Origin of the sequence: Endozoicomonas sp. SCSIO W0465, from assembly GCF_023716865.1 — a bacterium.
Taxonomy (GTDB): Bacteria; Pseudomonadota; Gammaproteobacteria; order Pseudomonadales; family Endozoicomonadaceae; genus Endozoicomonas.
The window spans coordinates 3,810,385-3,824,264 of sequence record NZ_CP092417.1 but is presented as its reverse complement, the minus strand read 5'-3'; the positions used below and the strand labels follow the sequence as shown (position 1 = coordinate 3,824,264).

Here is a 13,880-nt window from a genome sequence, read left to right as displayed (position 1 = left end):
AGTGCTCCTTATTTTGTTATCAGGCCTGATAACGGTAGAATTGGCGGTTTTCACTCAAGAGGCATGCCATGCGGTTGATACTGGCGCCGATGGAAGGCGTTATGGATCACGATATGCGGGATCTGCTCACCAGCATTAATACCTTCGATCTCTGTGTTACCGAGTTTGTCAGGGTAACCGATACACTGTTGCCAAACCGGGTCTTTTACCGTACCTGTCCGGAGCTGCTGCAGGGGGCAAAAACATCGAATGGTACGGCTGTTCGTTTACAGTTGCTGGGCAGTAACCCGGAATATATGGCACTGAATGCGCAGCGTGCAGTGAAGCTTGGTTCGCCGGGAGTGGATATTAATTTCGGCTGCCCGTCAAAAACGGTCAACAAGAACAGGGGTGGTGCTATTTTGCTCCGGGAGCCGGATCAGCTGTTCAGTATCGTCAAGGCTGTTCGGAATGCGGTTCCTGCAGCACTGCCGGTGACGGCCAAAATTCGTCTGGGTTATGAAGACAAGTCGTTATTCCTGGAAAACGCCCGTGCGGTTGAACAGGCAGGCGCTTCGGAGCTGGCAGTGCATGCCCGCACCAAGGCCGAAGGCTATCGGCCCCCTGCTCACTGGGAATACATTGGCAAAATTCGTGAAAACCTCAGGATTCCAGTAATTGCCAACGGGGAGGTCTGGAATCATGACGACGCCCGGCGCTGTATGGAAGCTTCAGGCTGTTCTGACCTTATGGTAGGACGGCCTTCGCTGGTAACGCCGAATATCACCACCATGATTCGGGAATCAGTCACTCCGATGAGCTGGCATTCAGTGCTGCAGCTGATGCTGCAGTTAAGTGACAGAGATCGTAAAAATGGCAAATGGCAATACCATCCTTCCCGCCTGAAGCAGTGGCTCAACTATCTGCGTAAAGCGTATCCGGAAGCTCAGAATCTGTTTGAACGAATCCGCTCCCTCCGTGAGGCAGATACCATTCTGGAAATCCTCTGTGCGACCTGGCATCTTACGACTAATCTCTCCGGTTGGTCGGCTTTCATTGATTTACGTCGGTGAATTATTTTCCGGACTGAGGCAAACTTCTTTTAACTAATAATCAAGAATGGTTCCGGTAGGGTAAATCTGCTTGTGGTGATTGACCGGACCTTCAAGCCTGAAAAAAACAAAGGACTTACTTGATGAACCCATCGGACTTTATTTCAGAAGGCTTCAGCCTGATGCTCTACGGAATGGGATTTGTTTTTCTGTTCCTGACGCTATTGGTGCTGGTAACCAGCCTGATGTCAAAAATCATCGATCGGTATTTCCGGGAACCGGCACCATCGGGTGTATCCAATCGCATTCCAGTTACCAGTCAGCCAGTTTTATCCAGTGATCAGGGAGAACTGGTTGCTGTCATCAGTGCAGCCATTCAGATGCACAGAACAAAAAAAGCTCAAGCAGAAAAACGCCAATAACCGGGGGATAAAGAAGGGTTATGTCTGACGTACAAAAGCCATTAGCTGAACAAAAGCCATTAGCTGAACAAAAGCCACTGGGTATTACCGATGTGGTGTTGAGGGATGCCCATCAGTCACTGTTTGCCACCCGTCTTCGTATTGAAGATATGTTACCGATTGCTGAACAGCTGGATCAGATCGGTTATTGGTCTCTCGAAACCTGGGGCGGGGCTACCTTTGATGCCTGTATCCGCTTTCTGGGTGAAGACCCCTGGGAGAGACTGCGTGAGCTGAAAAAAGCCATGCCCAGAACCCCTCAGCAGATGCTGTTAAGAGGGCAGAATCTGCTGGGATACCGTCACTATGCTGACGATGTCGTGGACAAATTTGTTGAGCGTGCCGTTGCCAATGGTATGGATGTGTTCCGGGTATTTGACGCCATGAACGATCCCCGCAACCTGATGCAGGCAATGAAAGCGGTGAAGAAGCAGGGCGCTCACGCTCAGGGTACGCTCTCTTATACAACCAGCCCTGTTCACACAATGGATAGCTGGGTTTCTCTGGCCAAAGAGATCGAGGATCTGGGGGCAGATTCTCTGTGTATCAAGGATATGTCCGGTATTATTACGCCCACTGACGTGTATGAGCTGGTTTCCAGACTCAAGAAAGAAACGGACCTGGACATTCAGCTGCATTGCCATGCAACCTCCGGCCTTTCTTCCATGTCATTGCTCAAGGCGATTGAAGCCGGTGTGGATCGGGTTGATACGGCCATCTCCTCCATGTCCATGACCTATGGCCATTCTCCAACTGAGGCAATCGTTGCAGCACTGCAGGGTACTGAGCGTGAGACGGGTCTTGATCTGCACAAGCTGGAAGAAGTGGCTGATTACTTCCGGGTAGTGCGAAAAAAATACGCGAAATTTGAAGGTCAGCTGCGCGGTGTTGACGCCAGGATTCTTACCGCTCAGGTGCCCGGTGGTATGCTGACCAATATGGAGAGCCAGCTGAAAGAGCAGGGCGCCAGTGATAAGTTCGATGAAGTATTGCAGGAAATCCCAAGAGTTCGTGAAGATCTGGGTATGATTCCCCTGGTAACGCCCACTTCCCAGATTGTCGGCACCCAGGCGGTCCTTAATGTATTGACCGGTGAACGCTATAAAACCATCTCTAAAGAGACCCGGGGGATTTTGCAAGGTGAGTACGGTGCTGCGCCAGCGCCCTTCAACAAAAGTCTTCAGGACAGAGTTCTTGATGGTAAGGAAGCGATCACCTGTCGTCCAGCTGACCTGCTTGAATCTGAATTTGAGAAACTGACGGCTGAATTGCATGGCCTTGCAAAAGAGAAAGACATCAGGCTGGCTGATCAGCCGGTGGATGATGTTCTGACCTACGCCCTGTTCCCGCAAGTTGGTCTGAAATTCCTGCAGAATCGCGGTAACCCGGGCGCCTTCGAGCCTGCTCCGGGTACTGAGCCAGAAGTTAAGCCTGCTGCTCCCGCTCAGGTAACCGGCGCAGACAACGCTGTATACACCGTTCGGGTGAATGGTAATGCCTATACCGTTCAGGTTTCAGAGGGGGGTGATGTTACTCAACTGGCTCCTGTTTCAACGTCTGCCAGTCAACCGGAAGCCGCCAGTGCACCAGTGTCTGCCGGAGAGCCAATGCCTGCTCCGCTGGCCGGTAATATCTGGAGGGTGAATGTGGCGCCGGGCCAGTGTATTCAGGAAGGTGATGTTCTGCTTGTCCTCGAAGCCATGAAAATGGAAACGGAGATTCGTGCCCCTCGCTCCGGACAGGTGACGTCGGTTGAGGTACATGAAGGCGACAGCGTAGCGGTGGGTGATACCCTGCTTACCCTGGCTTAATAAAAACTATAGGGAAGCCTCGGCTGGAGGCTCCTTATCAAGAGCTCTTATAAAGAACTTTTATAAAGAACTCTTGTGAAGAACTCTTATGAAGAAAAAGGTCTTGTAGAGAAAAAATGCCATGGAAAAGCTATTAACGCTCTGGGAGGGCTCCGGGTTATACAACCTTACCGCCGGAGAGTCTGTCATGATTCTGGTGGGCTTTGGGTTGCTCTATCTGGCCATCCGCAAGCAATTTGAGCCTTTGCTGCTGGTGCCTATTGGTTTTGGCGGTATTCTGGCCAATATTCCCCAGGCTGGTCTGGCGTTTTCAGCCATTGAACAGGCGCTTCATATGGCTAACCCTGTGGTGATGCAGGCGTTGGCTGAAGCGCTGGGCAGTGCTTCTGTTGCCCCGGATCAGCTTTATGACTTGTACAATGGAGCAAATGCAGCAACCCGGACGCTAGTGGGTAATATTGTTGCGGATGCCGGGTACGTTAACGGTGTCCTCTATCAGTTTTACAGCGTGGCCATTGGCAGTGGCGTTGCTCCTTTGGTGATTTTTATGGGGGTTGGTGCCATGACGGATTTTGGTCCGTTGCTGGCTAATCCAAAAACGCTGTTTCTGGGTGCTGCTGCTCAGTTCGGTATTTTTGCCACCGTATTTGGTGCTATCGTATTGAGTTCAATGGGGCTTATGAATTTCAGTCTGGCTGATGCCGCTGCTATCGGTATTATTGGTGGTGCCGATGGCCCGACTGCGATTTATGTCTCCAGCGTGTTGGCTCCTCACCTGCTGGGCGCCATTGCGGTTGCTGCTTACTCTTATATGGCGCTGGTGCCTCTGATTCAGCCACCGATTATGAAAGCGTTAACGACGGTTGAGGAGCGCAAGATTGTGATGACGCAGCTGCGACCGGTCAATAAAACGGAAAAGGTGGTTTTCCCGATCTTGTTGCTGGTGCTGGTGGCCCTGTTACTGCCCGATGCGGCTCCACTGCTGGGGATGTTCTGTTTTGGTAACCTGATGAGAGAGTGTGGCGTGGTTGAGCGCCTTTCTGATACAGCACAAAATGCGCTGATTAACATCACCACCATCTTCCTTGGGTTGTCCGTTGGTTCAAAGCTGAGTGCCGACAAGTTTCTGCAGCTGGAAACTCTGGGGATTCTGGCGCTGGGGGTTGTGGCATTCTGTATCGGTACTGCCAGTGGCGTTCTGATGGCGAAGCTGATGAATCGAGTGTCGTCTACCAAGGTTAACCCATTGATTGGCTCGGCCGGGGTGTCAGCAGTACCCATGGCTGCCAGGGTTTCTAACAAAATGGGGCTTGAGGCGAATCCACAGAATTTCCTGCTGATGCACGCCATGGGGCCCAACGTGGCAGGTGTTATTGGTTCAGCGGTAGCAGCGGGGGTGATGATTAAATACCTGTCATGATGTTTTTCTGTCAAAAAATAGTAGTAAAAAGCTAATGCGATGATTTCGAGAGAAGTCGTCGCATTTTTTTTTATTCAATGAGAATATAGCGCTTTTCATTTTTATATTTTTTCGCTGAAAAAGTAGAGAAGTACTTCATGCTTTATAAAGAATACTCGACTTTAGAGTTTTAAGAGCACAATAGTTCCGGCGCATAATCTGCTAAAAGCAACCATCCCCAATGACGAAATTCGAGATGGTTGCCATGCTCACTTCAGATCATCAAGTAATCCTCAGGGAGCTCGCTTCATATACAACCTTTCTTGCTGGAGCGCTATCATCAACTGCAGTACCAACGTTCTGCGAACTGCTGTTCGGTTGCATGCTTTCAGCCGACGGCTTTGTTACACAGGCGTTGTTAACAATTGATTTTCATTGTGTGTGGAGCAGCTACCACCACTGGCTATCTCAGGGCAAGTGGCAATGGAAGAACTTGGCACGCCACTTGATCCGTCTGGTCTGCTCCAAAGCTCCTGAGAATCAACCTGTGGTCCTGGGGCTTGATGACTGGGTAATCGAACGGTTTTCCGACAAAGCCCCTGCTTGTCGTACACATCATCAACACAGCAAGAAACGTAATCGGCCGACGTACATCTGGGGGCAGTGTTGGGTTTCCCTGGCCATCATATTTGAGCGGGCTGCAGATGAAGTATTTACCGCCATACCGGTGATCTCATTTCCGACACCAGCTTCAGGTAACACCAGCAAACTGAAAATTGCCGTGGCCATGCTCAGGGTGGTACGCAATGAAGTGAAGGATCGAGTGCTACGCCTGCTAACCGATTGCTGGTATATGAACTGGACACTGATAAAGCCAGCTCTGGAAATGAACATAGAAGTTGTTGGTCAGATACCTTCAAATCGGGCCCTCTATGCTTTGCCGCCAGCACCCACCGTAAAGAAGCGAGGGCGCCCAAAAAAGTACGGCATCAAGATGACGACAGAACAGGTTAAGAAACTGCCGGAAGAAAAAGCAACAGTATGGATGTACGGCAAATTTCGCAAAATACGTTATCGTACCCTGATCTGTCGCGCCAGATTCCTTAAAGGTCGTGAAGTACGCGTCGTCTGGAGTCGCTTTGAAAATGACAAAGGTCTGACCGAAAGCAGAATATTCATCTCGACCAATCCGGAACTTGAGGGACTGGAGGTGCTTCGTGCCTATTCCCGGAGATGGCCGGTAGAGCCAATGTTTCACCAACTCAAACATGCTTTTGGCTGTTGCCATTTATGGCAGCAGAAATTGCGAACACTGCTTCGATGGATGCATTTGAAAATGGCAGGCTATGCATTATTGCAGTTATTAACCGTTTGTAAAAATCAGGCATGTCTGAATATTTCTCGGATACCCTGGAGAAGCCCGGATACAACCACTGCAGGCATGATGAAAATTGCTCTTTCAGGAATTATTCCGAGGTTCTCTATTCGCAAGGGCTGGAACAGATATAAGCAAAAATATGAGTTCAATTTTCGCGATCTGATCGACCAGTTAATACCGGATAATTCAGAAGCAGCATAACTAAAGGCTTTTAGGCAAAAAACGGAAGTAATAACGAACTTGGAAAAACAGTTCACTGATTTCGGCTTGCTTCACTATAAAAAGCTGACCGAATTATCGTTTTATACAGACTCTAAAGTCGAGAAGAATACAGTGTTTCATCTAAAAAGCGCATTGCGCTGGTCGCTCATGATAATAAGAAAGGGGAGTTGGTGCGGTGGAGTCTGCGTCATAAAGAAAAACTGCTGGGTCATGACCTTTTTGCCACCGGCACCACAGGAAGTCTTCTTGAAAAAGAGCTATCCATGCCGGTCACCAAGTTTATCAGTGGTCCGTTAGGTGGAGACCAGCAGATCGGTGCATTGATTTCTGAATGCAAACTGGATCTGCTGGTATTTTTCTGGGACCCGTTTGAGCCAATGCCCCATGATCCGGATGTGAAGGCGTTGTTAAGAATCGCTGCGGTATGGAATATTCCGGTTGCCTGTAACCAGAGCTCTGCGGATTACATATTCTCGTCAGACTTGCTTGGTCAGCCACATAACCGACATATTCCGGATTATGACAGCTATCTACAGCAAAGAACGTTGTGATTTTATGCTTTCAAAGAAAGCGCAAAGGCCCTGAAACATGGGCCTTTGGTTAAAACAATCCGATAAAAATAGTAAATCGGCTCGGCTGGATAAGCTCGGCTGGATAAGCTCGGCTGGACAAGCTCGGCTGGGTAAACTCAGTGGGTAGTGTCAGTATTCAAAAACAACCAATAGAAAAAGGAAACTCAATAATCAGAGTTGTCGTTGCTGTCTCTGCTCATTGAGCCAATACTGAGGCTTGATGGCCCATACTGGCGGCGCTTTTTGTAAGTTACCTTGGGTTCAGTGTTGCTATGGCGTTCTTCAGGCGCAGCTGACCTGCAGTTCATAGTGCTATTCATTGAGCTGCTACCCATGGAACCGCCTAAAGAGCTGCTGTTACCGCTGCGATAGCTCTGACCGCTGGACGAAAACCTGCGTACAGACTGCTTTGTCACCGATGGCTGAAAAACGGCAACAGGCACCTCATACATGTCCCTGTCCGAATCCCGGTCAGAAAGTAGTTCACTATTCTGGGCAGAACCTTCCTGCATATTCAGGCGCATACGGTAAGGATGACCGTAACCTCTGCGGCGACGTGGTTTGTGATCTTTTGGCTCGGGTGGCTTCAGGCCTGTGAATTGCTCGTAAATAGTTGTGTAAATATATTTGCTCATAACTACCTCCTGTTAATCCTCTCCCAGAAATGGATAAAATGTCTTTATTTGGTTGACGATGTTAGACAAACCCATTTTCGGTATGAATAGGTAACACTACTTAAAACTCTCTTGAGGAACGACAACAAACGTTAACAGTATAATGTTAGTGTCGTTAATTATTTTAAAAAGCGAATTGAAATAGAATTAATAGAAACATAGAATAGCATTCATAAAAATAGATCGTTGATTGATTTCATAATTTTTTTGAATGTTGGACTATTGGTAATAACTATTTTTTGCTAATTAAGGGATACTTAATAAAATTAAGTTGCTATATCTCTTTTGTTAATTCATGTTGGAATTTGTTCTTTTAATTTTATGATTAATAGGTATTAGCACTGATGGTGGAATTGTCGTATATGCGATAATTTGATGGCAATTATTTCTTATTCACCGGGTTGGCCAGCTTTACACGTGCGGTATGACCATATAAGGCGAGAGACTTTTGTGATGATGTGCTGTCACAGTTTAATCTCTCCGCGAGATGGGCAAACAATACGCCGACAATGATTTTCTTACATTGATGCAGATCAAGTTGGTGTCACCGCAATATCCATATGCAGTCTGACTGACCCGGGAGCAGCATTCCCAAAGAATTCTCCAACTTAGCAGGAGCCTCTTAGTATGACTGTAACCACCAGCGAACTGCCAGTAGCATGGGAAGGATTCACTTCCGGTGACTGGTCAGAAAACATCAATGTTCGTGATTTTATCCAGAAAAACTACACCCCTTACGAGGGTGACAGTTCCTTCCTGGCCGGTTCTACTGAAGCAACAGACAAGCTCTGGGCTGATGTTATGGAAGGTATCAGGGAAGAGAACCGCACTCACGCGCCTCTGGATTTCGATACCGATCTGCCATCCACCATTACTTCTCATGATGCTGGCTACATCAATAAAGATCTGGAAACCATCGTTGGTTTGCAGACTGAGAAACCATTAAAGCGTGCCATTATTGCCAACGGTGGTATCCGTATGGTGGAAACGTCCTGCGAAGTTTATGGCCGTAAGCTGGACGACATGGTTAACAAAATTTTCACTGAATATCGCAAGACCCACAATGCTGGTGTTTTCGATGTTTACACTGCGGACATTCGTAACTGTCGTAAGTCTGGTGTTATCACGGGACTGCCTGATGCCTATGGACGTGGTCGTATTATCGGTGACTACCGCCGAATCGCTCTGTACGGCATTGACCGACTGATTGTCGACAAGAAAGCCCAGCATAAGTCCCTGGATAATGCCCTGACCTCTGGCGAAAATCTTGAGCGCACTATTCAGCTCCGTGAAGAGATCATGGAGCAGATCAAGGCCTTGATGCAGATCAAGGAGATGGCGGCCAAGTACGATTGTGATATCAGTGGTCCAGCTACTTCTGCTCGTGAAGCAGTGCAGTGGACTTACTTTGGTTACCTGGCAGCGGTCAAGTCTCAGAATGGCGCGGCTATGTCCCTTGGTCGTACGGCTACTTTCTTGGATATCTATATCCAGCGTGACCTGGAAGCGGGCAAGATCACTGAAACTGATGCCCAGGAAATGATTGACCACTTCGTGATGAAGCTGCGTATGGTTCGCTTCCTGCGTACGCCTGAATACGATCAGCTGTTCTCTGGCGACCCAATCTGGGCAACTGAGTCCATCGGTGGCATGGGCCTTGACGGCCGTACACTGGTTACCCGGAACGCGTTCCGTTTCCTGAATACCATGTACACCATGGGTCCATCTCCAGAGCCAAATATCACGGTTCTGTGGTCTGAGCAGCTGCCCATGGGCTTCAAGGAGTACTGTGCCAAGGTGTCTATCGATACCAGCTCTATCCAGTACGAAAACGATGATCTGATGCGTCCTGATATGGACAGCGATGATTACGCAATTGCCTGCTGTGTATCGCCCATGATCGTTGGCAAGCAGATGCAGTTCTTTGGTGCTCGCGCCAACTTGGGCAAGACATTGCTTTACGCCATTAATGGCGGTATTGACGAGAAACTGAAAGTTCAGATTGGTCCAAAAACCGACAAGATCACCTCTGAATACCTGGATTATGACGATGTCTATGCGCGTTTTGATAAGCTCATGGATTGGCTGGCAACTCAGTATGTGACTGCCCTGAACTGTATTCACTACATGCACGACAAGTACTCTTATGAGGCTTCTCAGATGGCCCTGCATGATCGTGATGTTATTCGTACTATGGCTTGTGGTATTGCTGGTCTGTCCGTTGCGGCTGACTCTCTTTCTGCCATCAAATACGCCAAAGTCAAACCGGTGCGTGATGAAGACGGCATTGCCATCGACTTCGAAATTGAAGGTGATTTTCCGAAATTTGGTAACAACGAAGAGCGTGTTGATACCATCGCCTGTGAGCTGGTTGAGTCCTTCATGAAGAAGGTCGCTTCTCACAAGATGTATCGCGATGCGATCCCGACCCAGTCTGTTCTGACCATTACCTCTAACGTGGTTTACGGCAAGAAGACCGGTACAACTCCAGACGGTCGTCGTGCAGGTCAGCCATTTGGCCCGGGTGCCAACCCCATGCACGGTCGTGATACCAGTGGTGCGGTTGCTTCCCTGAGCTCTGTTGCCAAGCTGCCATTTGCCTATGCGAAGGACGGTATTTCCTACACCTTCTCTATCGTGCCAAAGGCGCTGGGCAAGGATGATGAAGGTCGTCGCAAGAACCTGGTTGGTCTGATGGATGGCTACTTCCATAACGACAAAGGCCATGAGGGCGGTCAGCATCTGAACGTAAACGTCATGAACCGTGAAATGCTGGAAGATGCCATGGAGAACCCTGAGAAGTATCCTTCTCTGACCATCCGTGTGTCCGGTTATGCGGTGCGCTTTAACTCTCTGACACCAGAGCAGCAGCGTGACGTTATCACCCGTACCTTTACTGGCTCGCTGTAATATAAGCGCTAGTATTAATCTCTAAAAGGCCAGCTCTGCTGGCCTTTTTTGCTAATGGCATTCAGGTTTTTTGTAAAAGACAGTGATCTGCTTTTTACAGAGACACGTTGGGTAAATAGGAGGGTCGCCATGTCCCTTGGTCGTGTCCATTCCATGGACTCATTTGGCACGGTAGACGGGCCGGGTATCCGTTTTGTGGTGTTTATGCAGGGCTGTCATATGCGCTGTCGCTACTGCCATAATCGGGATACCTGGGATCTGCGTGAAGGCGGAGAGGTGCTCAGTCATGAGGAGGTTCTGGAAAAGATCCTCAAGGTGAAGAACTTTCTGACCGGTGGTGTCACCGTGACGGGGGGGGAGCCACTGCTTCAGGCAGAGTTTGTTGCTGATCTTTTCAAGGCGCTTAAAGCCCATGGTTTTCATACCTGTCTGGATACGAATGGATTTGCCAGGCACATCACCCCGGATATTGAGCGTTTGCTGTCATACACTGATCTTGTGCTTCTGGATATCAAGCATATGAATGAAGAGATGCACCAGAAGCTGACGTATGTTACTGGTAAGTACACCCGTAATTTTGCCATGTATCTGCAGCAGCTGAAAAAGCCAACCTGGATCCGCTATGTAGTGGTGGAGGGGTATACCGTTGATCCGCTCTATGCCGCCATGCTGGCCGATATGGTGCAGAAAATGGACTGTGTTGAGAAGGTGGAAATCCTGCCTTACCACAGCCTGGGGGTGCATAAATGGGATGCCTTTAAAGAGCGTTATGAGCTGGAAACAGTACGACCACCGTCAACTGAACAGCTGGATGCGATCAAGGCAGAGTTTGATCAGCGGGGGATTTCAGCGGCTTATTGATTTCTTGACGACAAAGAGGTCGACAAAAGAGGTCGACAAAGAGTTCGATGATGCAGGCACATTCATCGGCCTCTTTGCTGTGGCCGGGCGCGTCTTAGTTAAAAATACGGTTTTCCTGTTCCTGAACCCGGATAAAGGTGGTTCGTTTGGACAGTTCTTTCAGTTGCGCAGCGCCTACGTAGGTGCAGGTTGAACGTACGCCGCCCAGGATGTCCTGAACGGTTTCAACGATTGGGCCGCGGTAAGGTACTTTTACGGTCTTGCCCTCAGAGGCACGGTAGTTGGCGACACCGCCGGCGTGCTGATCCATGGCCGTCGTAGAGCTCATGCCGTAAAACAGGCGGAACTGTTTGCCTTCTTCTTCTACCATTTCGCCGCCGGACTCATCGTGACCGGCAAACATGCCGCCAATCATGACGAAATCGGCACCACCGCCGAATGCCTTGGAAACGTCGCCGGCACAGGTGCAGCCGCCGTCAGAGATTACCTGGCCGCCAACGCCGTGAGCCGCATCGGCGCACTCAATAACAGCGGACAGCTGTGGATAGCCAACGCCGGTTTTAACCCGGGTTGTGCAGACGGAGCCCGGGCCGATACCCACTTTAACGATGTCGGCACCTTTCAGGATCAGCTCTTCAACCATCTCTCCGGTAACCACGTTTCCGGCGATAATCACCTTGTTGGGGTGACGCTGACGAACACGGGAAACGTACTCAACAAAATGCTCTGAGTAACCGTTAGCGACATCGATACAGATAAAGCGGAGTTTGTCGTTCAGGGAGAGGATTTCAGACATCTTCCCGAAATCGTTGTCGGAAGTGCCACTGCTGACCATGATGTGGTTTTCAATACCTTCAGGGGCATTGTCGAGGAAGGCTTTCCACTCTTCTACGGTATAATGCTTGTGAACGGCTGTCAGCATTTTGTGTTCAGCCAGAGCGAGAGCCATGGCGAAGGTGCCAACGGTATCCATATTGGCAGCAATGACGGGCACACCGGTCCATTCCTGGTCGGTGTGAACAAATCGGAAAGTGCGCTCCAGGCTTACCTGTGAACGGCTTTTCAGGGTGGAACGCTTTGGGCGGAACAAAACGTCTTTGAAACCCAGCTTGATATCAGCTTCTACACGCATAGTAACTTTTTAATAGCCATCTTGCCGTGCTCAGGGCATAGTGATCCCGGGATCAGTGCTGCAGAAAACACGTGCAACTACGTTGGTTTGTGGAAGTTTGATGTACAAGCGGCCGGACAGCCTGGATGATCTGGGTAGACCCATCTTCGAATACACGAAGATTGCGCCGGACCCAACATCTTTTTTAAGGACGAAAAAAATGGGCGTATTTGACGCTTATACGGCTGAAGTATACCCGGGCGTGCTTTGGAATAAAAGAGGGAAAGGAAAAGGCGATCGTTGAAAGGGTGAAGAGTGCCTGTCAATTGCCGTGTATTGCTGCAAGGATGGACAGGCCAGGAGGGTCAATCAATCAGATTGCGGATCTGGGTTTTGATCAGATCGATGGCAATTCTGTTCTTTCCGCCATGGGGAATGATCAGGTCAGCGTGCTGGCGTGCAGGTTCAATAAACTGCATATACATTGGGCGAACCGTTTCCAGATATTGCCGGATAACGGAATCAACATCGCGGCCACGACTGAGAATATCCCTTTTCATACGACGGATCAGGCAGATATCCAGCGGTGTATCCATGAAGAAGCGCAGGTCAAAGGTTTCCCGTATTTTCGGGTTGGTGAAGAGCAGTATTCCTTCATAGATCACCACGCGTGCAGGGTTAATCTTGCGGGTATCCCTCTGGCGATTGTGCTGAGTATAGTCGTAGAGCGGGACGTCGATTTCCTGACCGTTTTTCAGCATGATCATCTGTTCCAGCATCAGATCATGATCCATGGAATCCGGGTGATCATAGTTGGTACGAACCCGCTCATCCATGCTCAGGTGAGTTTGGTCTTTGTAGTAGGAATCCTCTGAAATAACACACAGGTGCTCTGACTGGAGCTCTTCAACCAGTGTTTCTGCCAGCAGACTTTTGCCGGATGCGGAGGCGCCGGCAATTCCGACGAGAATGGTTTTTTGTTTCATGGGATGAGTCCAGTTGTCAGATTCTGTCTACAGGGATAGGCTTTCCGTTGTCGTCTATAGCAACGTAGGTGAAGAAGCCTTCCGTAACCTTATGACGTTCTTCTGATTTGAATGGGTGGGACAGTATCCACACCTCGAGTTTAATGCGCATGGAGGTGTTGCCGACGTGAGTGATATCTGCATAACAGCAAACCACGTCGCCAACTTTGACCGGATGGATAAAGCTCATGGACTCTACGGCAACGGTAGAAACCCGGCTGTTGCAGCGGTTTTTGGCAGCCAGGCCACCGGCAATGTCCATCTGGGACATGATCCAGCCCCCGAAAATATCGCCATTCGGGTTGGTATCGGCAGGCATGGCCAGTGTGCGCAGAACCAGGTTACCCTGTGGCTCACTCATCAGAAAACTCCATACGGATGGTAACTGGCGGGGAATGCTATGCCGGTGGAACCACCTTGTAAAT

At 49.4% G+C, this 13,880-nt stretch carries 11 protein-coding genes and 1 pseudogene; 8 read left to right on the top strand and 4 right to left on the bottom strand.

Annotation, left to right across the window (positions count from 1 at the left end; translation table 11 throughout):
• The first annotated feature begins 68 nt into the window (after window positions 1–68).
• The 6 genes and pseudogenes from MJO57_RS17155 to MJO57_RS17130 all read left to right on the top strand — a co-directional run.
• Window positions 69–1,052, top strand: coding sequence for a tRNA-dihydrouridine synthase (locus MJO57_RS17155; protein WP_252017457.1), 984 nt, complete (start codon window positions 69–71; stop codon window positions 1,050–1,052).
• 122 nt (window positions 1,053–1,174) lie between these two features.
• A complete protein-coding gene (locus MJO57_RS17150; RefSeq protein WP_252017456.1) occupies window positions 1,175–1,453 on the top strand; it encodes an OadG family protein in 279 nt (92 codons plus the stop codon).
• A 20-nt stretch (window positions 1,454–1,473) separates the two neighbouring features.
• On the top strand, window positions 1,474–3,303 hold the full coding sequence (oadA, locus tag MJO57_RS17145; RefSeq protein WP_252017455.1) for a sodium-extruding oxaloacetate decarboxylase subunit alpha: 1,830 nt from the start codon (window positions 1,474–1,476) through the stop codon (window positions 3,301–3,303).
• 121 nt (window positions 3,304–3,424) lie between these two features.
• Entirely contained in the window at window positions 3,425–4,723 is a 1,299-nt protein-coding gene (locus MJO57_RS17140; protein WP_252017454.1) for a sodium ion-translocating decarboxylase subunit beta, read from the top strand.
• A gap of 220 nt (window positions 4,724–4,943) precedes the next feature.
• Window positions 4,944–6,281: a transposase gene (locus MJO57_RS17135; RefSeq protein ID WP_252017304.1), complete on the top strand. Its 1,338-nt coding sequence runs from the start codon at window positions 4,944–4,946 to the stop codon at window positions 6,279–6,281.
• A gap of 131 nt (window positions 6,282–6,412) precedes the next feature.
• Window positions 6,413–6,853 (top strand): annotated as a pseudogene (locus MJO57_RS17130) (methylglyoxal synthase); the annotation flags it as partial.
• A 185-nt stretch (window positions 6,854–7,038) separates the two neighbouring features.
• Here MJO57_RS17130 and MJO57_RS17125 read toward each other — a convergent pair.
• Complete coding sequence (locus MJO57_RS17125; protein WP_252017452.1) at window positions 7,039–7,509, bottom strand: hypothetical protein; 471 nt, start codon at window positions 7,507–7,509, stop codon at window positions 7,039–7,041.
• Between the two features lie 666 nt (window positions 7,510–8,175).
• Between MJO57_RS17125 and pflB the strand changes: the two genes are divergently transcribed.
• Both pflB and pflA read left to right on the top strand, forming a co-directional pair.
• Window positions 8,176–10,458, top strand: a complete 2,283-nt coding sequence (gene pflB / locus MJO57_RS17120; protein WP_252017451.1) for a formate C-acetyltransferase — start codon at window positions 8,176–8,178, stop codon at window positions 10,456–10,458.
• 129 nt (window positions 10,459–10,587) lie between these two features.
• On the top strand, window positions 10,588–11,319 hold the full coding sequence (pflA, locus tag MJO57_RS17115) for a pyruvate formate-lyase-activating protein (protein ID WP_252017450.1): 732 nt from the start codon (window positions 10,588–10,590) through the stop codon (window positions 11,317–11,319).
• A 94-nt stretch (window positions 11,320–11,413) separates the two neighbouring features.
• Here pflA and MJO57_RS17110 read toward each other — a convergent pair whose 3' ends face one another.
• The 3 genes from MJO57_RS17110 to yciA form a co-directional block, all read right to left on the bottom strand.
• On the bottom strand, window positions 11,414–12,451 hold the full coding sequence (locus tag MJO57_RS17110) for a GMP reductase (protein WP_252017449.1): 1,038 nt from the start codon (window positions 12,449–12,451) through the stop codon (window positions 11,414–11,416).
• A gap of 344 nt (window positions 12,452–12,795) precedes the next feature.
• Window positions 12,796–13,416 (bottom strand): uridine kinase, encoded by a 621-nt coding sequence (gene udk / locus MJO57_RS17105; RefSeq protein WP_252017448.1) that lies wholly within the window; start codon window positions 13,414–13,416, stop codon window positions 12,796–12,798.
• A gap of 16 nt (window positions 13,417–13,432) precedes the next feature.
• Complete coding sequence (gene yciA / locus MJO57_RS17100; protein ID WP_252017447.1) at window positions 13,433–13,816, bottom strand: acyl-CoA thioester hydrolase YciA; 384 nt, start codon at window positions 13,814–13,816, stop codon at window positions 13,433–13,435.
• Window positions 13,817–13,880: the final 64 nt, after the last annotated feature.